Here is a 24,473-nt window from a genome sequence, read left to right as displayed (position 1 = left end):
CCCGAAAAAAGTTGAGGCCCGAATAAGAATATCCGGACCTCAACCAGGGGATTGTGATGGGATCTATGTTATGGCAATTATCTCTTAACCCATCAGTCAATCATGTTTTTACAACTGTTTCTGCGTCGTGGTGCTTCTTTTCCTGTGAGACATTTACCTCAGGTTCAGGTGCTTTGACGATGATACCGGGGTTTTGATCGTCATAGAAAAACATATTTACTTTACGACGTCCTTTTTCAAACAGATAGTAGAGCACCGGAACCAGAATGAGTGTTAAAAAGGTTGCAAAAATAAGTCCGTTTATAACCGCAATCGCCATCGGAGCCCACCATGCCGCTTGCTCACCGCCCCAATAGAGATATTCGCCCAAATTACCGAAAAACTCTGCAGGGTTACCTACCAGCGTTATAAAATCGAGATTAAACCCAATTGCCAGCGGTATTAACCCAAGGGTAGTGGTTAACGCCGTCAGTATTACGGGACGAAAACGAACTTTTCCACCCAGTACCAGTGCCTCATAGAGCGGCATGTTATCACGGGTACGTAGGATATCAATATAATCGATTAGTACAATGGCATTATTTACGACAACTCCCGCCAGTGAAATCACTCCAATACCAGTCATAATGATAACAAACGGCATCTGGAAAATTGTTAATCCAAAGAAAACACCTGCCGTAGACATCACAACCGAGGTCATCACAATAAACGGTTTGCTCACGGAATTGAACTGTGATATCAGGATAAAAGCAATAAGAAACAGCGAAATAAGGAATGCCATCGACAAGAAATCAACTGCTTCCTGCTGATCTTCTTGCTGACCAGTCCAGCTGGCAGTATATCCCGTTGGAACTTCATTAGTAATATAGTTATCAAGTACATTTTGCACTTCTTCAAGAACAGCATTGGCATTGTAACCTGATCGTACATCCGCCATTACCGTTACTACTCGCTCCTGATCTTTGTGTTTAATACCACCGAAACCTTCCCGGATCTCCCAGTTAGCAACGGTTGAAAGCGGTATTTGACGCCCTTCTTCTCCTACAATCATCAGATCCTGTAGTGCACTAAGATCATCGCGGTACTGTTCGGCCAAACGAACCGTGATGTCGTATTCATCCTTCCCGTCGCGATATTGAGATGCTTCGACTCCATTTATAGCCTGCCGCACTGTATTACCAATGTCTTGCGTTGAGATACCGTAAACTGCAGCTTTTTCACGATCCACATTGACTCGTACTTCGGGACTTGGTTCCGGCAGATCGGTCTCTAGCCCATCTAGTTTATTATATACCGGATTACGCTCGAGAATTCTTAAGATATTGTCGGAAATACTTTCCAGCTGGTCCATATCCTTACCCGCTATTTCGAGATTAATCGGTGGCCCTGACGGAGGTCCCTGCTGCTCTTCTTCAACGGTAATTTCGGCACCTGCGATATCTTCGCTGAAGTTACTGCGGGCATACTCCATAGCATCAAAGCTGGTCCCCTCGCGCTGCTGATAATCAACAAAGTTGAGCACGATTGTTCCCAGATGCGAAGAAGTCCCTTGATTTCCCCCCATCCCCGAAGTAATCGCCGAACCGGATGTACTTAGTACCGATTCAATATCATTGTTATTTGGTATGTTCGGCACTTTATTTTCAAGCTCATCAACAACCGATTTCGTAAACTCCACGTTTGTGCCAACCGGGGCTTCAACCTGTATATAAGCCCGCGGCGGCGGAATATCTTCCGGAAAATATTCTACACCAGGATTAAATATGCCAAAGGTGATGAAACTGGAGACAAGGACGACAACCGAAATTCCGACAATTGACTTGCTGTGATCAAGAGACCAGCGCAGAACCTTCTCATACTTCTCCAATGTCTGGGGCAGTCCTTTTGTTTGCCACCAAGCGCTTAGCGGCTCCATGAAATATTTGTATGACAGCCACAACAAGCCTCCGACAACAATCAGCATCGACCAGGTAAGCACGCTGTTAATTAATCCGATAACCAGCAATACTCCCACAGCCGAAGCTATAAAAAACTTTCCTTTCCGCGTCATTTGAGGATTACGAGACCCTTCTTCCTGATCCAGCCCCATAAACAGGGCACATAACACCGGATTAATTACCAACGCAACAAATAGTGAACTTGCAAGCGTTATAATCAGTGTCAGGGGAAGGTATCCCATGAATTCACCTACGACACCTGGCCAGAATAACAACGGCAAGAAAGCTCCAAGCGTGGTAAGCGTACCAGAAATAATTGGTACGGCAACCTCTCCGGTTCCCTTTTTCGCTGCCGTAAAGTTATCGAATCCCTCTTCCAGATAACGATAAATATTCTCTACTACTACAATGGCATTATCCACAAGCATACCCAAGGCCAATATCAGCGAAAATAGCACGATCATGTTCATGGTCATGCCTAAACCGCTGATAACAATAAATGACAAAAACATCGACATCGGAATGGCGATACCTACAAATGAAGCGTTGCGAACGCCCAAGAAAAACAGAAGGATACCAATCACAAGGATCAGCCCAGAAATAATGTTGTTTTCAAGGCTGCTCACCATGGAGTTGATTTCTTTACTCTGATCGGAGGTAATCTCGAAATTTGTAGTAGGAGGCAAGCCCGGAAGCTCTTCATCCAGTATTGCCTTTACCGCGCGAGATGTCTCCAAAATATTTTCACCACTTCGTTTTACAACAGACAGAGAAATTACCGGATCATTATTAAATTCGGCATAGGTTTCACGCTCTTTAAATCCAAATGTCACATCCGCCAGATCCCGGACATAGATTGGCTTATCATCGGGTGCATCAATTACAATATCTTCTATTGGATCAACAGAGTCGAATTCACCAGGCACACGCAGCAAAAACTTCTTGATGCCAACTTCAATATTACCACCCGGAACGGTGATATTTTCCTGCTGGATGGCGGCAATTATATCTCCAAAGCTCAGACCGTAATACTTTAATTTGGGTAAATCGACATCTACCTTAATCTCACGTTCAAGTCCACCGGCTAAATCTACCTCCAAAACAGAAGGAATACTTTCTATTCGGTCCTGAAGATCTTCGGCAATCTCTTTTAGCTGCACCAAGCTATACTGTCCCGAAACGTTCACCTGCATAATGGGAAATTCCGAAAAGTTAATCTCCTCGATAATAGGATCTTCTGCTTCGGACGGCAGCTCTGGCTTCGCCAGGTCGACCTTCTCACGCACTTTCTGTAATGCATCATCGATATTCACATCAGAGGCAAACTCCATATTGATATTTGAATATCCCTCTGCCGAAGTGGAGCTCATCTCTTTAATATCCGAGATACCGCTTAGCTCATCCTCAAGTTTACGCGTTATCAAACTCTCCATATCTTCGGGCGACACACCCGGATAGGTCGTTATCACCATGATATTTGGTATTGTGATATCCGGTGCTGACTCCTTGGGAATGTTGATATAAGATTGTATTCCCATGACAGCTACTAACAATACCAGTACCAGCACACTAATGCGATTGTCAATAGAGAAAGAGGAAATTCCAAACTCTTTCTGTTTTATAGAACCGCTCTTTCCGTTTCCAAAAAGGCTCTGATTTGTTGATTCTGAATTATCCACAATAAAAAAGTATAGTGTTTATGAATTTTCTTGAGCTAATCTGTTGTCTCTCGACTCTACAATGGATATCCGCATATCATCTTGCAAAAATGATGATCCTACGGTGATTAACTGATCTCCGGGCTCAACTCCTTCGGCAATAACCACATTATTTTTATAGGATGGACCAAGAGTAACAGCTCTTCTTTTAGCAACCTGATAACCATCCTCATTTTCACCTACGGTATACACCACATTTTCTCCTTCGCTCTCGTATACAAACTCTTCATTCACTACGATTGCATCATCATCTTGCATGGTCCGGATTCTGACATTTGCTATCATATCCACCTTATAATTGGCGGCATCGTTCGGCAACCTCATTTCAACTTCAAAAGTGCGGTCCTGGGGGCTAATACTTTTTCCCACAAATGTAATCGGCAACCGCATGGTATCGGCTTCCTGAAAATCAAACCACACCTGCGCCAAATCCCCCGTATTCACAACATTAGAATAGGTGGATGGCACACCGGCAGATACTTTTAGCTTATTGGTTCCGATCAATCGCACGAGTACGGTACCGGGACTAGCCATCTCTCCTTCTTCTAAAAGAATATTTTCTACTGTTGCATCAAAAGGAGCCTCCACTCTCGTTTTAGCGATATTTTCTTTCACCGACTCAAGAGATGCCTGATTTTGCTCGTAATTATATCTGGCATTCAGATATTCTATTTCGGATCCCACACTATCCTGCTCGTATAGCCGCTTAAGCCGTTCGTAATTTTCCCTGGCCTGGGCCGTAACAGCCTCCAGGCGCTCGCGCTCATGCTGAAGTTGCGAATCATTAATTTTTAGGATGGGATCTCCTTTTTTAACTTCAGCACCCTGCTCAACAAAATACTCCTCAATACGTCCCGACACTTCTGCAGAAATGCGAACGTCATTCTGGGCTTCAACCGTACCAACCAGTTTCAGATATCGCTCAAAAGGCTGGCGCTCGATTGCTTTTGTTTCAACATTGACCGTTTTGACCAACTCTTCCTGGGACTCTGGTTGTTCTTCTACACAACCGGACAATAACAGAACTGATAAAAATACTGTAAGAATAACTTGCTTGTTCATGATGTTTAGTCGTAAAATTTGATTAGTCATTAAGTGTCGGGCGATCGTTATCCACAAAAGGAACCATCCCAATAGCCTGATCATATCGGGCCTTAGCGGATAAATAGTTATACACCATTTCTGCGTAATTAGCTTCCGCTTCTCTAAGCTGAAGTTCAGCGTTTGTCACATCGAGCTGAGAACCCAATCCATTTTCCAGACGAGCTTTTGCCCGCTGATATCCTTCCCGGGCTAGTTCAAGTGCCTCTTCCCGTGCCGGCGCTGTTTCCAATGATTGATTTACCGATTCCCGCGCCGACTGTATCTCATTTTTCGCTGACCGTTCAGCTGCTCGTTTCTGCTCTTTAAGATCTTTCTTTTCAATTTGTGCTATACTCAAATTCGATGTTCTCTGGAACCCCTGGAAAATCGGGACATTTAAGGTTACTCCGATAGTTTGGGAACGCGCCCTTGTATCTTCTGAACCAAAGAAAACGGGATTTCCCGCCTGAGATGCTGACCAGTTCAAGTTGTAATTAGCCGTGAGGGTAGGTAAAAACCGACTTTTGATAGCTTTTATTTCTCGATCTTTAAGATCGTTTTGCGTCTCTAAAATTCGAATATCACCTCTTAAGTCGGTGGCAACATCCATGATATTACCTTCCCTCCTATACTCGAAGGGGGTCATCGTATCAACCTCTTTAAGATTCTGATTGATTTCTCGCATTGCCTGCTGCGAGGTAACATCATAGGCATTCAGATTCCCCATTACTGTAAAATCTAAATCCATGGGAACACCTAATACCTCCTTAAGCTCGCGATAAGCCTGCTTTACAGCATATTGAGCCTGTGTCAACTGGGGCTCCTGATTCCTTAACTGTACTCTGACCTGCAGAACATCATATTCATCAATAAGTCCAGCTTGTTGGCGCGACCGGTTGTCTTTGAGATTTTGTTCCAGTCGCTCCACTGTCGCTTCCTGCAGGCGGTACTGCTCTTCAGCTACCAATACGTTGTAATAGGCCAAACGTATTTGCGTTACGATCTGCTGAGTCGTAGCTCGTAAATTTTCTGCTTGTGCAGCTTTATATAATTTTGAGCTGCTAATTCCTACAAAAGCCTCACCACGAAACAAGGTTTGCTCTACCGAGAGTCCTCCCTGCCAATTATTATCTGTTCCAAATTGCAGTGGTACCAGTTCACCTGCCGGAGCATCAGGATCAAAGAATTGTGCCGGGACAAAGTTCACCGGAATTTCCAGATTCCGGGTATACGTTGCTGACGCGGAGATATCCGGAAGCACGTTACTCCAGGCCAAACGAACCTGTTCATCGGCATCCTCAAGATTAAAAAGTGATCGCTTAATATCTGAATTGTTCGCCAAGGCTACCTGAATAGCTTCCGTAAGTGTAAGCTGATTTTGTTCGTTAATGGCTTCATCTATCGAAGTTGTATCAGCCTGTTGAGCTAAAGCTGAAGAAACAGTGATTAAGATAACCGTAAAGGATAACCCGGTAGTTTTTAAGAAAAACCTAGAGGTAAGTTTAATATTATCAAACATATATGATGTAATAGTTTCTGCTTAATTAACTTTCTTCTATTTACAACGGCTCGCTTGTACGCTTCTAACTTTCACTTGTTTCAATTTTCTGACTATCAGTCACCCATTGCTGTCTGGCCTCATCAGTAGCAATACCAGTGCCTACCAGTTTTAGAAAACTCTCGAATAATGAATCGATCTGTATCTCCATCTCATCCAGCATCTCAAAATGATGGCCAACTCCACGCATATGGCTCATAGTGGTAATACCTCGGGTGCTCGACCATAGAACAACAGCCAACTCCTTGGGGTCATAACTGTCATCTACCGTTCCATCCTGCATACCGATTTGCAAGGCCCGGATCATTAAGTTCATAGCCTCGCGCCGGTTTTCTTCACAAGTCTGTGCGTATTCACTTTTTTGCAATTCTTCTACATTACAAAGTGACTCATAGTACATGAAAGCCTTAAAATAGTCGGGATTTTCACGCACGAAATTCAGATACGTTTCTCCGAGTAATCGTATCAGTTCGATTCCTTTATAATCGGAATCACCAGCAAATACTTTTTTAAATCGGCTATTCAGGATATTGGAACCCCGTTGGGTAATTGCGAGATAAAGTTCATTCTTGTTTTTGAAGTATAGATACAGCGTACCCTTACTCAGCTCTGCTTCCTCGGCAATTTCATCCATCGTTGCCTGCTCCAATCCTTTCGAAAAGATGATACGTTCCGCTGCATCAATAATCTGATTCCGCCGCCGCTCCTTTTCCCGTGCTTTTCGTTCTTCAGTTCCCATAATTCTTTATTAAATGACTGTTAGTCAGAAAGTGACCAAAGTTAAGTAACATGAAATGGTTATACAACTTTTCCTTTTTTAAAGTTTCACCTTCACTGAAAAAAATTGCTGCCAAATAGTTCTGAAATAAACCGTACTTTTGCTGGCTATTTAATTTTAACACAACTGTCAGTATTGAAGGTCTCGAAACAGGCTTCCGTCGAACTATCACTTTTCCTATGTGCTCTTATTTGGGCGCTAAATTTTTCGGTCGTCAAAAGTGCATTATCAGAGATTGACCCATTAAGTTTTAATGGGTTGCGCTTCATTTTTGCTGCCGGAGTTTTATGGGCTGTTCTTTTGTATAAAGGAGAAGCGATTACGATCCCCAAACAAGATTGGCCAAAACTAATTGGGATGGGGCTGCTCGGCAATCTCATCTATCAGGGACTGTTTATTATCGGCATTGATTATACGTATGCCGCCAATGCTGCTGTAATGCTTGGTACAATCCCTATCTGGGTGGCTCTTTTCAGTCATTTCTTTAGATTGGAACGCATGAACCTGCTCAAAACTCTGGGAGTTGTAGCTGCTTTCGGAGGAATAGTGTTTATTGTAATCGGTGATGCCCAGCCATTTTCACTTAGCTCGGACACCTTCATTGGAGATATTACTATTATAGCGGCTGCTGTCGTTTGGGGTGGTTATACCATCTTATCAAAAACGTTTCTGGATCGATATACACCACTACAGTTTTCAACGATAATGGCAACAATTGGGTGCATTGTTCTTTTTCTGATTGCATTGCCAAACATTACACAGCTGGAATGGAGTACCATTTCAGCTGCGTCTTACGGTGGAGTTGTCTACAGCGGCCTGTTATCAATAGGGATCGCATACCTCATTTGGAACAACGGGCTGCAAATAGTGGGGGCCGTACATACAGCGACCTATCAAAATCTTGTACCCGTTCTGGGACTCATCTTTGGAGTGGTTCTTCTGAATGAGAAACTGACGCTCTTACAATATACCGGATCGGCATTGGTAATCGTTGGAATCATCTTAGCCCGGTGGAAACGAAAGAAACAAGCAGTTACTGCAAGTTCGATGTAGGCTCAGATTATAAACCACAGAGTTACGCAGAGATATAGCAAAGAACAGGAAACCTTGGCAACTCTGACCTCTCATCTGATTCTGAAAAAAGTCTAAAAAGATGCTCTTTATCATATAGAGACAGTTAGAAAGATAGGACCAGTACGGGATTATCCTGTTCAACCTCCAGCTTGTTCTCAGAGTTTGAGGCCGAGATAATCGTATAACAGAACCCGGAATTTGTTCTTGTCCGGATATTCGTGAAAGATTAGGTCCCAAAACTCTTCCCTTAGCAAGGGGAGATGTAAGAGGGATTGTGTATTTGATAATCTAAGAGTTCAGGCCTAAATATATAACTCTACCCAAATTATTTTACGAGTACCCAATTGAGTTCTTTTCTAAACTATTATTATTTAAGAATAAATCAGGTAGTAAGAAGCTACGGACATTCTCCTGCGCAACTCCGCAATTTTCTCCGACACCTCTGCGGTTAATAAAAGATGTTACTTTTGCGAATTTCATTATCAGGATACCGCAGGAGACTATTATCTAGAATCGGTAAGTGACGAAAGCTTTAACACTGAATCGATCACGAACAAAGTTTTGATATTCAGAGGAATCATATCCTGCATTTCCACCAATAAGAAATCGACTAGATAGCGGATACTGCCCATCCAGGCCTATCGACCATGATTTAAGTGTTTGAATATCTTGCGAAAATTGAATTTCCGTACTGGCTGATCCATATCCGCCGGTTATACTTAAATAGGTATACTCATCCCCAAAATAACGGCGCACTACACCTCTAACCGAATTAGAACTACCCTGGTCAGAGGGAATAAAATAGGTGCGTACGGTGAAAAGATAGTTCCCCTTGTATTTTGTCAGTGAAGCAGTATAAATATCTGTCTGCGAGCTTTCAAAATCGAGATAACGCATTCCGGCTTCCAGTTCAAATGAGGCTGGAAGTGATTTATAAAGAGATAACCCAAAACGATATTTAGGATATATGAAGCTATCGGAATAGCCACCACTTATATATGCGTACATTCCCTCCATAATAGAAGGATAGGCATCAAGATTAAATTGCGTGCCGGAACTGCCAAATCGCCGGGCATACTGCAATCGTCCAATAATCGAACCATATGCGGTCTGCCTTGATAAACCAAACTCCGTAAATTTCCACGGATCAAAAATCTCTGCAAAACGATCATGCCGGTAAGATACGGTTGCACTATACTTTATCTGCTTCAGGTTTGCCGCCTCCAATCCCTGTGCCGCCTTTTCATTATCGGAGTCGTACTCAAGTATTTTTTTATACACTGCTTCAGACATTTCATAATCTTCCATGCTATACAGGACAGATGCTTTCTTAAGCAATAGTTCTTCATCTTTGGGATGATAATCTATTCCTTTGTTAACGAATTGGAGTGCTTCATCATAATTGCCGGACCAGCGTTCAACATCGATTATTGCCATATAAGCATTATGATTCTCAGGGTCTTTTTCCAAGACACGGTGCAACTCTTCTCGTGCAGAATCATAATCCCCTTCCCAGCTATACAGGCGGGCGATAAAAATCCTGACTTCATGATAATCGGGACTCTTGTCCAACGCTTCATAAGCATATTCCCGGGCCTTACTATAATCTCCATCATTAAAAGCAGCAGTCCGGGCTTCTTCATAAATCTCATCTACTGTTAAATCATCACTATTGTTCTGTCCCACAGCTACAGAACTGCCAATAAGCAAAAGACTAGAAAAGAGAGTGAGTAATCGTCCCATATATTAAGCCCGTCTTTGAGTTCTATATCATTAGCAGAATTGTTAAAGCTTCTCCTGCAAAAGAATCCTCATCAATTATCCTACCTATTGTACAATTTCATCTTCTGTCAATTTAGGCAGAACCTTAGTTTTTCGTTCCGCAAAGTCTTGCCTGTCCGGATGATACTTTAAGCCACGCCTGATTATCTCCAGGGCTTTTCTATAATTGCCGTTCCAAAATTCGCTATCAAAGTAAGCATTATATACATCATAATAAGTAGAGTCGGATTCCAAGACTTCCTCAAAATATCTCTTTGCTACATCATACTCACCCTGCCACGCATGAGTTCTTCCAATTAAGATTCGAACATCATGATATGCTGGTTCGCTCAACAGTATCCGTTTTGCAATGGCACGAGCAACTTCATAATCATCCCCAAAAGCCGCTTTTCGTGCCCTCTGGAATTGTTCATCTATTGTTAAATCAATGGAATCTAGTCTGGAAAACAGTGTATCATACTCGGTCAAAAACTGATGTTTTTGCTTCTGTACGGTTTTTCCGGGAAATATTCTATCATTTGCCGTTACATAATCATTCAGGCTCTTAAATCGATTTAGCTCATTTTCGAGCCGTTTTTTTATCTCATCATCTGTTTTTTCTTCCAATGTAAGATTCGGCTTCAGCTCATAGACTGCATCTCCGAAGAGATAATATTGCTCGTGCAGATAATCAGAAATCTGATTCTTATTTCTCATTAGAGGAATGGATTTGTTAGCCCGAAACTGCTTGCTGGTATCCATTACGCCGCCGAGCCAATGCACCGATTCCGGCATTGTTAAGTTGGCTTTCTGCTCTAAAAGCGCTGTCAGGGTCGGTACAATATCGGCATGGGTATTAACAGATTTAAAAAGTCCTGGCTCTTTGAGTTTGTGAGAATAGATTATTATTGGTACATGATATCGCGAAATAACCGTTGATTGAGGAACCGGAATTAGCCAGTGATCACCGGTAATAATGAAAATGGTATTTTTGAAATCGTCTCTTTTCTGATAGGATCGGAAAAAATCCTGAACCGCCTGATCAGTAAACATCAGTGAGGTGAGCTCGGAGCGATATCTTTGATAAGCCTCTTTTCTTTCCTGGGACACATCCAGGTCAACCAACATTTGATCAAACTGTTCTTCATACTTTTGGGGATCGGGCACATTAAAAGGTGAATGACTTTGCAAAGTGTGATAAATCTCCAAACGAGGAAATACTTCAGCTGTATCACGAATTGCCGAGGCAATTTTAAGCATGGTTTTGTCATCTGCACCCCAATAATTCTGTCGGTCCCGGGCCTTAGGAACCAGCAAATTTATTTTGTTTTTATTGAGTATGAAATCAATCCCCTGATACTCTAAAAAGAAACCAAGCCTGTCAAAGTTGGTGTCATATCCACTGTAAAAAGCAGTGTGATATCCTCGCTCTCCCAACAAACTGATAAGTGATTGATGCCTTGGATAATTAGGACCTAAATCCATGAATCCATGTTTGCCAAAAGGCAGAGACCCGATCAAAGATGGGACAAAGCCAAATGTTCGCCCCGACAAGCTGAGACCATTTTTCCAATACAAACTCTTTTCGGAAAGCTCATCCAGATACGGTGCAAAGCCCGCCCATTGGCCATCGGTCCCAACAAACTCGCCGCCTAAACTCTCCACAAGTAAAAAGACGATGTTGGGCGGATCATCGAACTCTTCAAAGTAAGGTCCCAGCACATCTTCCTTTTGAGCTTCCCGCATCAGGGGATATTCCTCATCAAAAGAATAGCTGGCTGATTTATTCAGTAAGTTTAATGAAGTAAAACTCTGACTGATGAAGTAGGTAAACTTGTTAGCCCGCTTATCTTTTTCTGACTGATCAACTCTTTCACCTATTGTTAAGATGTTAGGCAACAGAAAAAGCAGGAGAACCAAAGCACTCATTGCTGAAATATTTTTTCTTCCCAGCTCAACATTAAAATCTATGGCAAGCATTTGTTGACTCACCCAATAAATCATCAGGCATAAAAACAGAAATAATCCCGAACTTACAAGGGTAATTTGCTCCGCAGCAATTACCGTTCTTTTCATTTCTGTGGCAGAATATCCCCAAAAGTCAGCTCCCAGCGGGCTAAGTGTGGCTCCAAAATAAGAGATTAATAAAATATGACCGGCAGCTATTGCCGTAATAAGGACTGCTTTTAAAATCTCACCGATCTTTCTAGAAGAAAAGGTAAAAGCCGGTAATGAGAACAACAATATCGGAAGTGCTAACAATAAACTCACTTGCAAATCATAAATGAATGATAACACCGCGTATTCTACATCTATTAACTCCCATCCATGGTTATAAGCCAACACTCCACATTCATACCCCCGCCCAATGGTCATTACAACAAAAAGAGCAAAAACTAACCGTATATACTGCTTAAGCAGAAAAGTGCTATTCTTCAAAGTAAACTCATTGATCTATGTGGGTCCATTTTATTACTCATCAAACCATCCGCAGTAATAGAAAGTATTAATTTTCCGTAATAAATATTAAAACTTTATAATAATTTTTTTTATCATGTTTGTGAGTGACTACTAAAAACTAGAACTGCCGCCCCACTAAAAGGACTGTTGACGGCAAAAAAGAAAGGGGCAGTTATGAAAACATCTAACTTTATTGAACACATTGTTGGCGAAAAAAAGGATTCGGCAAACGGGAATGGCGGATCCTCTCAAAAATCAACAGAGGTAAAAGATGAAATTCTTATCGTCGAAGACGATGAGATAACGCGTAAATTGATGGTGCGTCTTCTTAAAAATGAATTTGATACCAAGACGGTGTCAAAGGAAAACGGCATAGAAGGACTAGAATATGCTAAAAAGCATATTCCCCGACTTATAATTCTGGATGTAATGCTTCCCGGTATGAATGGCTTTGATATCCTAAAGGAGATCCAAGGAATCTCTGCTTTTGAGCATATTAAAATTGTAGTAGTATCTGCTAAATCGCGCTCCGAAGACATTGAGCGGGGGTTTGATCTTACTGCTGATGAATATATTACTAAGCCATTTCAGCCAAAAGAGTTCATTGCACGTATTCGAAATCTGCTGAAAAAAGCGGCTTAACCATGCATGCTTGATGCAAACATTGCTTTACAAACGCTCATCGGGCTAGCTGTATCTTTAGCTATCCTCTTTTTTTTCATATTGGGCTACACCTTCTGGACTCGTAAAAAGCAGGAGTATTGGCAAAGATATGAGCAAAAGTTCCGTGATTATTTTTTCTCTCTTCTGTTCGAATATATAGAAAAACCTGACGAGAAGAGAGAACCGGATGAGATCATCAAGAAAATAACCAAACGGACAAAGGATTATTCTTTTTTCTTAAAACTACTCGATGATCTTACGGATATCCTTGATGGTGAACAACGCAACTACCTGAATGGTCTGATAAATCACCCTGTATTTTTGTCTTTTTATAGGAATAAATTATTCCATGGCTCAAAAAATCATAAGATTTTTGCCTGTATCTACTTTCAGAAATCAGGAAATATCGATAATCGCATTCTGGCTAAACTCATCACTATAAGTAAATCCGGCAATTTAAAACTGGCTTATTCTGCCACTAAAGCCTTACAATCTGCCAAGGATTATGCTGTACGAACAAGTAGTCTTTTGCGATTCTTCAAGCGAGAGGATATCACCGAATTAATGATAGCTGAGCTTCTTCACCTTTTCGATTCCGGAAAAATTGAAGACCGCCCACAAGTAGCTAAAGAGCTAAAAAAGATCCTGCTTGAAAATATCGACCTGATGCCCAAAACAATAATCGTTTACTATATGGGAAGTCAAAATTTCTATGGCAGCAGTGACTTTCTATTTCAGTACCTGAAACGCATGCAATATACTCGGGATAAAGCTCCGCTGATCCGGGCACTCATAACGGCGCTTACTCAGGTATACAACATAGAGACAGCTTCTTTTATAAAAAATTATCTGACAGAAAAGAATATTGATACCGAAACACAAATAGCTACGGTTAAGGCTCTAAGCACCTTCGGAGGAGAAGAAAATCTCTCATTCTTAATGCAGCAGCTATTAAAAGTGGAATTCCCGGTTCGGAAAGTCATTATCCATGAATTCACATTAGAAAAAAAGGAACGCATTGAACAGCTGGGGCAATTTATCATTGCAAACTTAAATTTTATTAAACAGTTTCAATATCGGGATTATCCTCCGCAACACCTGAATAACCTGGTAAAAAAAATTGAAAGTGTAGCTTGGGGAATTAAAATTGCTCTTACCCACCGTTTAAATAATACTCATGCTTGATGGATTATCGTTATTCAACATCGTTGAACAACTGATAATCGGCTATTTTCTGACAATTAATACTGTCTATCTGCTGCTGGTTATTGGTGCACTAATTTTTGTTCGGCGACAAATGCTGCATAGTGAGGTTGTGCAATCCGAGGCCCTTTTTAAATCGGATCTGTTCAAATCGATAAGCATTCTTGTACCTGCATATAATGAGTCAGGTAATATTGTGGAATCGATTGAATCTCTGCTCAAGCTCGAATATCCCGAATATCACATTATTGTGATCAACGATGGTAGCGCTGATGACACTTTGCAACAGCTTATTGATCATTTTGACCTCATAGAGGCACCCCTTTATTACGAAAAAGAGATTAACCACGAAAAAATTAGAGCCACCTATCGCACTCCGGAGATACCAACATTAACAGTAATTGATAAAAAAAACGGCGGCAAAGCAGATGCACTTAATGCCGGCATTAATGTTGCGGAAACCGACCTCGTTTGCTCTATTGATGCAGACTCCATCTTAGAACAAGATGTTCTCAAAAAGCTTATTCAAACATTTATAGAACATAAAAACACGGTGGCTGCTGGTGGTGTAGTCCGGGTAATAAACGGCTGCAAAATTGAAAATCGGGAAATAAAAGAGATTCGAACGCCAAGGAATATTTGGGCTCTCCTGCAATCGGTAGAATATATACGTGCTTTCTTATTTGGACGTGTTGGATGGGATTTCTTCAAAAGCTTATTAATCGTGTCTGGTGCTTTTGGCATCTTTGACCGTAAGGCTGTTATTGAAGTTGGAGGGTATCTCACAGATACGGTAGGTGAAGACATAGAGCTGATCGTTCGCCTCCATAGCTACCACTTACAGAATAATAAAGAGTATCAGATTCGATTTTTGCCAGAGCCTATTTGCTGGACCGAAGTCCCTACTGATTACAATAGCCTTAAAAATCAGAGAAATCGCTGGCACCGGGGGTTGGCGGATTCTATTTGGCGTCATAAATATATGTTATTCAATTCCAGATATAAGCATATAGGTGTTTTTGTAATGCCTTTCTTTTTGCTATTTGAGCTGTTTGGCCCGGTGATCCAGCTGCTTAGCTATATATACCTGGCCCTTCTATTTATTATCCCTTCACTATTCAATCTTTCGTTTGTACTCCTCTTTCTGGCAATATCTGTTATCTATGGGATGATTATTTCTCTGATCTCGATCTTGGCTGAAGAAATTGCTTTTAAAACCTACAGCAATTTTAAAGATGTACTGGTCCTAAGCCTCTTTTCTTTCCTTGAAAATCTTGGTTACCGTCAGATCCATGCCTGGTGGCAGTTTACTGGGCTTGTTGACTTTTTTAAGGGCAAAAAAAGCTGGGGGAAAATGATCCGGAAGGGATTTGATTGATTGGGAACAGTCCAATTTTGTGTATCTGAATTGTTGTCGCTCATTTACCACTCAACTCCTGGATTCTTCGGGAGGAACAGGAGATTCCTTACCTCTTGATGCTGTCATGCCGAGGAGCTTGCGACGAAGCATCTCAACTGTCATATCAGCGGTGCCCTATTTTAAAATAAAGAATGCTGTTTACCCGCTTGAGATTCTTCTTCACTGTGGCAGCTCGTCCTACATTATATCCTCGTACCACCACTAAGCAGGTAAAGAATTGCCATTCGAACGGCCACGCCGTTTGTAACCTGACTTAAAATAATGGACCGGTCGCTGTCGGCAACCTCACTCTCCATCTCTACGCCTCGGTTTACCGGACCGGGATGCATGATGGTAAAATCGGGATACTTTTCGAGGTGCTTCATCGTAATCCCAAATAGCTTGTGATACTCGCGAATGCTGGGAAAAAGCTCAGTCCCGTTTTCCTGCCGCTCGAGCTGAATGCGCAGGGCCATCGCTATATCGCACCACGCGAGTGTCTCATCCAGGTTGTAAGAAATATCGGCGCCCAACTCATCAACATAAGCCGGCATCATTGTTTTAGGTCCACAGACGGTAACGTTGGCACCCAGTTTCAGCAGACCAATAATATTGGAGCGAACCACGCGGCTGTGCTCGATATCGCCGATGATGGCAATATTTTTATCCTTCAGATCGGGATAAACCTGTTGCATAGTAAACATGTCGAGAAGTGCCTGAGTTGGATGCTCGTGCGCACCGTCGCCGGCATTGATGATGGCCGCATCTACACATCGCGTGAGAAAATGAGGCACGCCGGGACTCTCATGACGGACAACCACCATATCAATTTTCATTGAGCTGATATTACGAATAGTGTCTTTCAGCGACTCCCCTTTTTTTACGCTCGAAGATCCCTTTGAAAAGTTAACAACATCGGCGCCCATCCGTTTTTGAGCCAATTCAAACGACAATCGCGTACGCGTACTATCTTCATAAAAGAGGTTTACTATCGTCTTGTCACGCAGTGTCGGTACTTTTGGTACGGGGCGATCGAGAATTTTTCTGAAATATTTTGCCTGCTCCAGCACGTATCGGATATCTTCCCTGGAATAATGCGACAGCCCGAGCAAATGTTTTTGTGAAAACTCGTGATCGATATCTTCCAGTGTTATTTCTTCGCTCATGATTCTCCCTCCACATCCGGATTTTGTACCACATAAACAGCATCTTCGCCATCCAGCTCTTCTACCTGAACACGAACCTCCTCCTGAACATGAGTCGGTAACTTCGTACCTACATAATCTGCACAGATCGGCAGTTCACGGTGACCGCGATCGACCATACAGCAAAATTTAATGCTCCGGGGACGGCCATAATCCATGACCGCATCCATCGCCGAGCGCACCGTTCGCCCGGTATAAAGCACATCATCAATCAGCACTACATCCCGATCGTATAAATCAAAAGGAATTTCTGTAACCTTGACTTCGGGCATCTTCAACTTGGTGCGGAAATCATCGCGATAAAAGGTAACGTCGAGCACTCCAAAGTCAATATCCAGATCAAATTTTTTCTGGATAATCCCCACAATACGTTTGCCCATATACACGCCGCGCGTCTGCATTCCAATTAAGGCTAGTTGTTCGGGATTATCGTGCGGCTCCAAAAACTGATGGGCAAATCGCAGATAGGTGCGATTCAGATCTTCGGCCGACATTATTTTTATAGAATTCAAAAGAAGGTCCTTAATTCAATCTTTTTTTCAGAAATGAATGTAGGCATTGCATAGTAAGAACACAACGGCAAGGCCGAAAAACATTCGACCGCTGAACCTTTGGTGCAAACAATATTCTAAAAATTATCAAGTCATTAAAACAAAGCCTTAGCGACCGTCTCGATGAATTGCAGCAGGCAACGGCTTAAAACAAAAAAGCCCGACTGCTATTAGGCAGCCGGGCTTGCGGGAACACAATTAATTACTCACTTTCACTTAGTATAATTGTTTCGACATCTGTTTGTTCTCCTTCTTCTACTGTAATATTCGTTAAGGTTGTATCTGCATGTTCTCCGTCTGTAGGCTCAATACTCAAATCATACTGGCCGCCTTCTAATCCCTGAATCAGGAAGTCACCATTTTCGTCTGCTTGTGTACCCGAGGTATCATCATCCAAAATAGCATAGATAAAAGGCTCTGCATCAGCTGGTTCAACTGCTCCTGCGACAGAACCGACTTCATCACCATCTTCCACAAAAGCCTTCAGCACAGGTTTAAGTATATATTTTCCGCTTTTTCCTGCCTTATGCACCGATCGACCTGCATCAAAATCTATAACAACATCGAGCTCTTCACCGGCTTCCAACACCGTATTGAACTTAATTTTATAGCCGGACTGCTGCCCGCTCGGCACTTTGAGATCTTCAACAGTACTGTCTACCATTACAGTATTATCACCACCGAGAATCAGTCGCAATTCTTTGTATTTCCCGGGATCCAATTCGGCTGAGGAAAGTAAAGTATCTACTCCATTGGTCAGTTCAAGCAAATTGACCGTCATTGGGTCCACCGGCAGGTCAATCCATTTTCCATCGGCAGTCGCTGTGTCATCACTGGTCGGTGTATAATGAATGCGCAACCCCTGCACATCGATATTAACTTCTTGATAGTTGGCAGGAGCGTCTGTGAGACTAATATTGATTTGACTCTTTTCTGAATCGGGGCCACTGGTATTTATGTCGTCACATGAAACAGCTAGAAATGAAATCAGTGTTATAATAAACGTGCTTTGTAACACGTAGTAAGTCACAGGACTAATATTTAAACTATTCATAGTTAAATCCTTTTATTTTTTTAAATGAGGTTCGCCGTAATAGCTTTTATTGAGACTTATTCATATGAGCAGATAGGGAAAATGTTCCACGTTTTTGTAATAGTTTTATTACAGCGATAAGCATTCTTCTTGTCAAATCCTTACCTTTTGCCCCTAATTGTAACAACCCTACCAAACATGAATAAAGCTTTTTTTCTGGATCGCGATGGCACCATCAACGTAGATTATAACTATGTTCACAAACCTGATGAGTGGACTTGGTGCAATGGTGTTCTTGATGCACTGAAATGGATGAAGAAAGAAAATTTTAAAATTATTGTTGTTACCAATCAGTCGGGGATTGTACGGGAGCGTTTTAGCGAACAGGATGTACAGGATTTGCATAGCTGGGTAGACTTACAATTGCAAAAGAAAAGTTTAGGGATTGATGATTGGTACTATGCTCCGCATCACCCAGAACATGATCCCGATGAAAAATTTGCGCCTGAAGACCGGAAACCGGGAAACGGTATGTTCAAAAAAGCAGCGGCTAAACACAATATCGACTTCAACCGATCGTATATGGCAGGCGATAAGGTTTCAGATCTTAAACCGGCTGTTAAGCTGGGAATCACTCCTTTTTTCATTCGATCGCGACATGAACCCAATCAGGATAAAAACTGGTTAAAGAAACACGACATCCCCAGTTATGATAATATCAAACAAGTAGTAGATACACTTAAAAGTTAACATAGAATAATTTAAATGATTTCGATCGATTTTTGGAATACTTTGGTAGATACAGAAAGCGGCGGACAAGTACGACGGAAAGTACGAATTGATGCTGTACGCGAGATCGCCGACAACTATGAAGAAAATATCACCGAAGAAGAATTTAACGAGGCCAAACGTGTGGCCTCCGAAAAGTTTCATGATATCTGGCTTAACCAGCACCGAACTCCCACACCTCCGGAATTAGTAGGCTATGTTTTAGATCACCTGCAAATATCGGCATCCACCAAAGAGAAACAGTACTTGGTAACAAAATTTGAGGAATCGCTATGGGAAGGCCCGCCCCCTTTCGCCGAAGGTGTGGAAGAGATTATTCCACAGCTAGCAGAACAACATTCGCTGGCACTTATTTCTGACACCATGTATTCCACCGGCCGGGTACTTCGTGAATATCTCAAAAGAAAAGAGCTCGACAACTATTTTAAATGCTTTGTCTTCAGTGACGAGACCGGCTACAGCAAACCGAATCCGAAAGCTTATCAAAAAGCGTTGAAACAAACAGAAGGTAAAATCGACCAATCGTGGCATATTGGCGATCGATTGGATACTGATATCACTGGAGCCAAACAGCTGGGTATGGGTGGGATACTGTTTACCCAATTTGTTCATTACTCCGAATTACCCGACGAGCCTCAACCAGATTACATCTGTAAAAGCTGGCACCAGGTTGCAGATATTTTGTTGGATTAAAAATAGAGCTTTTTCTGACATCCTGAAAAGAATGCTGTAACAAAGTATTTTTTTTATTAATGTTGTATGTAAGCGCTCACAAAACAGGAGAGGACCATGAAACGCTTACTACTTTTCATATGCCTGATACTTTGTTACAGCAGCGTATCCTTTTCGCAGCTGCCAAATGCTGACAGCATTTCCCATATTCATCCGGCATGGTCGCCCGATAGTGACGCTATAGCTTTTGCCTCATCTATCAACGGTAATTTCGATATCTACGCAATTGATTTGAATACGCTTGAAATTGAAAACATGAGCAAACATCCGGCAGATGATTATTACCCGGCGTGGGCCCCCAATGGCCGGGAAATAGCCTATTTTTCGGAACGGGAACGACAGCATCACTATGATATGACAAACGCTGTCGATGATGATCATCAATTCCCGATCAGTTCGGCGCGTGATGGGGACCTGCCTTCGTGGTCGCCGGACAGCCGAAATGTGCTCTATCATTCCAGTGAAGATGGTGATATGGAAATCTATCTGCGCAACAATTTTTCGGAGGATATGCGCAAGTTGACTGATAACGAAGCCACGGATGTATATCCATTTTTTTCACCTGATGGAGAATACATCCTGTTTTTATCGGATCGGGATGGAAATATGGAGATTTATACCATGCGTCCGGACGGGCTGGATCAAAAACGACTTACATACTCTGCACATGCATATGAAGTGGATCCTATCTGGTCACCCGATGGTGAAAAAATAGCTTTCGCTTCCAACAGAGATGAAAATTTCGATCTCTATGTGATGAATGCAGATGGATCCAACCTAAAGCGACTTACTGATACTGCCCATTTCGATCTTGGCCCCCAGTGGTCGCCCGACGGCGAAAAACTGATTTTCACTTCCGACCGAACCGGCAATTTCAATCTTTATACTATTAACGCCGACGGGACAGAACTCAAACAATTGACGTCACATCCCGGTAAAGATTTCTATGCCTCCTGGTCGCCCGATGGTCGAGAAATTATTTTCTGCTCTGATCGAAGCGGAACAGAAGAAATATACTTGATGAAGAGTGACGGTAGTAACTTACGTCGCGTTGAGTTAGAGTGGTAATCAGCAACAGCTTACCTCTTTCCTGTTTGTGTCGTTTCAATTTTATATACAGCATCAGGTGACGTCATAAACAATGTTGAATCTCCTGAACCACCCCATGCCAAATTCGTTATACGCACCGGCATTTCTACCTTCTGAATTAAATCTCCTTCAGGAGAAAAGATCCACACGCCACCGGGACCTGTTGTATATAGATTTCCATCAACATCAACCTTCATACCATCTGCGGCCCCAGCTTCATCGCCCTTCATAGTGGCAAAGATTTCTTCTTCACTCAGAGTGCCATCCTCATTCACCTGGTAAACCCGAATTTGATTATTGCTGGTATCATTTACGTATAATTTATCTTCATCAGGGGAAAATACTATTCCATTGGGGCGGTTAAAATCCTCCTCGAGCAGTTGCAACCCTTTATCCTCGGAATAGCGGTACACACCATTTACTTCCAGCTCTTTCTCTTCCTCGGACACACCGTACGGCGGATCGGTAAAATATATTGAACCATCTGATTTTACGACTAAATCATTCGGACTATTTAACCGCTTGCCCTCATAGTTATCAACAACTATTGATAGTTCTCCTTCTTTCGTCAACCGCGATATAGCACCATCATGCTGCGCCAGCAGCAATTCACCATTTTGATCAAATGTGAGTCCGTTCGAATGTCCACTGGGATTCAGGTACTCTTCAGCCCCTTCACCTGGCGTCCACTTATAGACTACATTTGCGGGAATGTCGCTAAACAGCAAGTAACCTGAATCATGCCAAAGCGGCCCTTCTGTAAATTCATATCCGCTTGTTAACTCTTCGGCTTCAGCACCATCCTCTATAATTTGCTGTCCAAATACCAGCGTTACAGGCAGAGAAATAAGAATGATAATCCCGATAAGCTTCTTAATTACTAAATTCATAATAATCTGTATTAGGCTCTGAATAATTCAAATGAAATCTTCTAATAATATTAATAGAAAATAAGCATAAACAAATTTTGGCTTACTACCACGTTACATATTCTGACTTAGTGGCATTTAGTCTTTTAACTTTTGTTGATAAAATGTCTTTGCAGTGCGTAGTTCTGTTTTTGCTTTTCCACTATCTACCACCAGGCACATAACAGGATATAAATCGCCACAGCTTATTCTTGTGAATAGATATAGCTAGCGCGGGAATTAATTCCCGCGCTTGTGATATGCCTCTTATTGTCTTTCTTCTCGTCACCACTGCTGTTGCAACTCCAAGAGAAGAAACATATTGAAGATAGGTAAGTCGTTAATAAATGTGACTTTGAATCGGAGCTATTCATATAAAGCCATTCCTAATTTTATAACTTTGGTAGATTAGCACATGGTGTAGTTGCTTAAAGCCTGAAGATGAATCATCAGGCTAAGAAGCAGAAAAAACCAAGCTCACTTGAAGTGAGCTTGGTTTAAAATGCTTAGCCCATGGATTCATCTGTGGGTAAAAGTATCACATTCCCAATTGGTTAAAGCTGTAAGGGAGCAGAGCTCCCCAATATCCTGCTTCGGAAGAGCCCTGGAGAAATTCCGCTCCAACAATGATTAAATTCCCAAGCAGGGAATGCGATATAAGATGGTGATATATTTCTGCCGTACGGGATGACGATGTTAGTGGGATTTTGTTCCCTCCCCCTTTGTCGTCATTGCGGACTTGATCCGCAATCTCGCATAGCAATAGACTGTGAGCGAAATAATAGCTGGACCAGCGGCTCATTATTTCTTTGGAACGCTGGTCCGAACATTTTACCATGACTTGGTTCCTGCATACCGTGTGAGATCCTCCCGACAGCTGTACGGGACGGAATGACGTCACCTTCCCCCTCGTCCGCCGTAGCTCTTCTTCTCTTTACACCCGACGACCATGTATTCGTCCCCTACTTCACAGGGTAAGAGCCCGCTGATTGGGAACTGAATCATCTCCTATAGCTGTTACGCAGCAAAAATACTACTGCTGAATAAACCCCATCATAGCACGAGCGTCCACTTGTGCTGAAAGTGCAAGCCTAAACAATCCGGGCCAAAATTAACTTCTACTAGTAATTTTTCGAGATTAAATATTTATAAAAGCTACGGCTGAATTTCTTGCCATTCATTTATTATATTATGCGCTCTATTTGATAGGTATTTTACAGATTTATTTTACGCTGTTCGCGTTTAACTCAGGTAATTATTAACCATACGATTGTTGTTATGAAAATTCATGAGTATCAGGCAAAAGACATTCTAAAACAGTATAACGTTGCCGTTCCGGCCGGTGTGGCTACAACGAACGTTGAAGAAGCCGTTGAAGCGGCTAAAGAGATGAAAGAAAACGGCGCCACGCTTTTTGTGGTAAAGGCCCAGATACATGCGGGAGGACGCGGTAAAGGAAAAACAAAAGAAAGCGGCGTTAGCGGTGTCATTCTCTGCGATACTGTTGAAGAGGTTCGTGAAGCGGCCGAATCGTTGCTCGGTGATGTGCTGGTGACAAAACAAACCGGCGAAGAGGGACAGAAAGTCCAACGCATCTATGTCACCGATGGTGTTGAAATTGAACAGGAGTTTTATCTTGGTATTTTGCTCGATCGCTCTAAAAGCAAAAACGTTATTATGGCTTCAACCGAGGGTGGCGTGGATATAGAAACCGTAGCCGAGGAGACGCCCGAGAAAATCGTCAAAGAATGGGTTGAACCGGGTATGGAACTGCAACATAATCAAGCCCGCCATATTGCTTTTGCACTGGGACTCGAAGGTGACGCTTTTAAAAAGGCCGTAAAATTCATCATAGCTCTATATAACTGCTATGAAGAAACCGACGCTAACATGGTGGAAATTAACCCACTGGTGCTTACAGCTGACCATGATGTAATGGCGTTGGATGCCAAGATGACATTCGACGATAATGCGCTATTCCGTCACCCCGAAATTGAAGCCCTGCGCGACAAGTCAGAAGAAAATCCTGTGGAGCTCGAAGCTGCCGAATACGGACTCAGCTACATTAAGCTGGATGGCAATGTCGGATGCATGGTTAACGGTGCCGGACTTGCTATGGCTACGATGGACATCATTAAACTGTCTGGCGGTGAGCCTGCCAACTTTTTGGATGTTGGTGGAAGTGCCAACGTTGAGACAGTGAAAAACGGCTTCCGCATTATCCTTGAAGATGAAAACGTAAAAGCCATTCTCATTAACATATTTGGCGGAATAGTTCGATGCGATCGGGTAGCCAACGGCGTTATCGAAGCTGTTAAGGATCCTGAAATCGCCGACAAGGTTCAGGATGTGCCCATCATCGTTCGACTACAGGGTACGAATGCCGAAGAAGCCAAAGAGATCATCGACAACTCTGATCTGAATGTGATCTCTGCTGTGCTTCTCAAAGAAGCAGCTGAAGAAGTCTCAAAAGTATTGGCACCAGCTTCGTAAACACTAGACTTAATCAACCTTTCCAAGGTTGAAACCTTG

The 24,473-nt window shown here is 42.3% G+C and carries 18 protein-coding genes; 8 read left to right on the top strand and 10 right to left on the bottom strand.

Going from position 1 to position 24,473, the window contains the following annotated elements:
• Nucleotides 1-100: 100 nt before the first annotated feature.
• The 4 genes from ACT3ID_RS02065 to ACT3ID_RS02050 form a co-directional block, all read right to left on the bottom strand.
• Nucleotides 101-3,616, bottom strand: a complete 3,516-nt coding sequence (locus ACT3ID_RS02065; protein WP_491540314.1) for an efflux RND transporter permease subunit — start codon at nucleotides 3,614-3,616, stop codon at nucleotides 101-103.
• A gap of 18 nt (nucleotides 3,617-3,634) precedes the next feature.
• Entirely contained in the window at nucleotides 3,635-4,747 is a 1,113-nt protein-coding gene (locus tag ACT3ID_RS02060; protein ID WP_491540313.1) for an efflux RND transporter periplasmic adaptor subunit, read from the bottom strand.
• Nucleotides 4,740-6,257 (bottom strand): TolC family protein, encoded by a 1,518-nt coding sequence (locus tag ACT3ID_RS02055; RefSeq protein ID WP_491540312.1) that lies wholly within the window; start codon nucleotides 6,255-6,257, stop codon nucleotides 4,740-4,742. Before ACT3ID_RS02055 ends, ACT3ID_RS02060 begins: the two co-directional genes overlap by 8 nt.
• Before the next feature lie 64 nt (nucleotides 6,258-6,321).
• Complete coding sequence (locus ACT3ID_RS02050; RefSeq protein ID WP_491540311.1) at nucleotides 6,322-7,035, bottom strand: TetR/AcrR family transcriptional regulator; 714 nt, start codon at nucleotides 7,033-7,035, stop codon at nucleotides 6,322-6,324.
• A gap of 174 nt (nucleotides 7,036-7,209) precedes the next feature.
• On the opposite strand from ACT3ID_RS02050, the gene ACT3ID_RS02045 reads away from it, so the two are divergent.
• Nucleotides 7,210-8,127, top strand: coding sequence for a DMT family transporter (locus ACT3ID_RS02045; RefSeq protein WP_491540310.1), 918 nt, complete (start codon nucleotides 7,210-7,212; stop codon nucleotides 8,125-8,127).
• A gap of 528 nt (nucleotides 8,128-8,655) precedes the next feature.
• Here the strand turns inward: ACT3ID_RS02045 and ACT3ID_RS02040 are convergent.
• Together ACT3ID_RS02040 and ACT3ID_RS02035 are read right to left on the bottom strand one after the other, a co-directional pair.
• On the bottom strand, nucleotides 8,656-9,891 hold the full coding sequence (locus ACT3ID_RS02040) for a YaiO family outer membrane beta-barrel protein (RefSeq protein WP_491540309.1): 1,236 nt from the start codon (nucleotides 9,889-9,891) through the stop codon (nucleotides 8,656-8,658).
• 84 nt (nucleotides 9,892-9,975) lie between these two features.
• Nucleotides 9,976-12,348 (bottom strand): sulfatase-like hydrolase/transferase, encoded by a 2,373-nt coding sequence (locus ACT3ID_RS02035; RefSeq protein WP_491540308.1) that lies wholly within the window; start codon nucleotides 12,346-12,348, stop codon nucleotides 9,976-9,978.
• A 195-nt stretch (nucleotides 12,349-12,543) separates the two neighbouring features.
• On the opposite strand from ACT3ID_RS02035, the gene ACT3ID_RS02030 reads away from it, so the two are divergent.
• From ACT3ID_RS02030 to ACT3ID_RS02020, 3 genes are read left to right on the top strand one after another with little or no spacing between them, the layout of a single operon-like run.
• On the top strand, nucleotides 12,544-13,011 hold the full coding sequence (locus ACT3ID_RS02030) for a response regulator transcription factor (RefSeq protein ID WP_491540307.1): 468 nt from the start codon (nucleotides 12,544-12,546) through the stop codon (nucleotides 13,009-13,011).
• 6 nt (nucleotides 13,012-13,017) lie between these two features.
• Nucleotides 13,018-14,217 carry an HMG-box domain-containing protein gene (locus ACT3ID_RS02025; protein WP_491540306.1) on the top strand — a complete coding sequence of 400 codons (1,200 nt, stop codon included), beginning with the start codon at nucleotides 13,018-13,020 and terminating at the stop codon, nucleotides 14,215-14,217.
• A complete protein-coding gene (locus tag ACT3ID_RS02020) occupies nucleotides 14,210-15,613 on the top strand; it encodes a glycosyltransferase family 2 protein (protein WP_491540305.1) in 1,404 nt (467 codons plus the stop codon). Before ACT3ID_RS02025 ends, ACT3ID_RS02020 begins: the two co-directional genes overlap by 8 nt.
• Nucleotides 15,614-15,837: 224 nt before the next feature.
• Here the strand turns inward: ACT3ID_RS02020 and ACT3ID_RS02015 are convergent, their stop codons facing one another.
• The 3 genes from ACT3ID_RS02015 to ACT3ID_RS02005 form a co-directional block, all read right to left on the bottom strand.
• Nucleotides 15,838-16,800 (bottom strand): aspartate carbamoyltransferase catalytic subunit, encoded by a 963-nt coding sequence (locus tag ACT3ID_RS02015; RefSeq protein WP_491540304.1) that lies wholly within the window; start codon nucleotides 16,798-16,800, stop codon nucleotides 15,838-15,840.
• On the bottom strand, nucleotides 16,797-17,351 hold the full coding sequence (gene pyrR, locus ACT3ID_RS02010; protein WP_491540303.1) for a bifunctional pyr operon transcriptional regulator/uracil phosphoribosyltransferase PyrR: 555 nt from the start codon (nucleotides 17,349-17,351) through the stop codon (nucleotides 16,797-16,799). The genes ACT3ID_RS02015 and pyrR overlap by 4 nt, the downstream gene beginning before the upstream one ends.
• A gap of 241 nt (nucleotides 17,352-17,592) precedes the next feature.
• On the bottom strand, nucleotides 17,593-18,444 hold the full coding sequence (locus ACT3ID_RS02005) for a DUF4382 domain-containing protein (protein WP_491540302.1): 852 nt from the start codon (nucleotides 18,442-18,444) through the stop codon (nucleotides 17,593-17,595).
• A 177-nt stretch (nucleotides 18,445-18,621) separates the two neighbouring features.
• Between ACT3ID_RS02005 and ACT3ID_RS02000 the strand changes: the two genes are divergently transcribed.
• From ACT3ID_RS02000 to ACT3ID_RS01990, 3 genes are all read left to right on the top strand, one after another.
• Complete coding sequence (locus ACT3ID_RS02000; RefSeq protein WP_491540301.1) at nucleotides 18,622-19,173, top strand: D-glycero-alpha-D-manno-heptose-1,7-bisphosphate 7-phosphatase; 552 nt, start codon at nucleotides 18,622-18,624, stop codon at nucleotides 19,171-19,173.
• A gap of 15 nt (nucleotides 19,174-19,188) precedes the next feature.
• A complete protein-coding gene (locus ACT3ID_RS01995) occupies nucleotides 19,189-19,905 on the top strand; it encodes an HAD family hydrolase (protein ID WP_491540300.1) in 717 nt (238 codons plus the stop codon).
• A gap of 96 nt (nucleotides 19,906-20,001) precedes the next feature.
• Nucleotides 20,002-21,012: a DUF5050 domain-containing protein gene (locus tag ACT3ID_RS01990; RefSeq protein WP_491540299.1), complete on the top strand. Its 1,011-nt coding sequence runs from the start codon at nucleotides 20,002-20,004 to the stop codon at nucleotides 21,010-21,012.
• A gap of 11 nt (nucleotides 21,013-21,023) precedes the next feature.
• Here the strand turns inward: ACT3ID_RS01990 and ACT3ID_RS01985 are convergent, their stop codons facing one another.
• Nucleotides 21,024-21,923 carry an SMP-30/gluconolactonase/LRE family protein gene (locus ACT3ID_RS01985; protein WP_491540298.1) on the bottom strand — a complete coding sequence of 300 codons (900 nt, stop codon included), beginning with the start codon at nucleotides 21,921-21,923 and terminating at the stop codon, nucleotides 21,024-21,026.
• 1,296 nt (nucleotides 21,924-23,219) lie between these two features.
• Here ACT3ID_RS01985 and sucC point away from each other — a divergent pair.
• Nucleotides 23,220-24,434 carry an ADP-forming succinate--CoA ligase subunit beta gene (sucC, locus tag ACT3ID_RS01980; protein WP_491540297.1) on the top strand — a complete coding sequence of 405 codons (1,215 nt, stop codon included), beginning with the start codon at nucleotides 23,220-23,222 and terminating at the stop codon, nucleotides 24,432-24,434.
• The last annotated feature ends 39 nt before the right edge of the window (nucleotides 24,435-24,473 follow it).

It is taken from the genome of Fodinibius sp. GM108 (assembly GCF_058386985.1).
The sequence above is the reverse complement of the archived record's forward strand: the minus strand, read 5'-3'. Positions and strand labels throughout refer to the sequence as shown.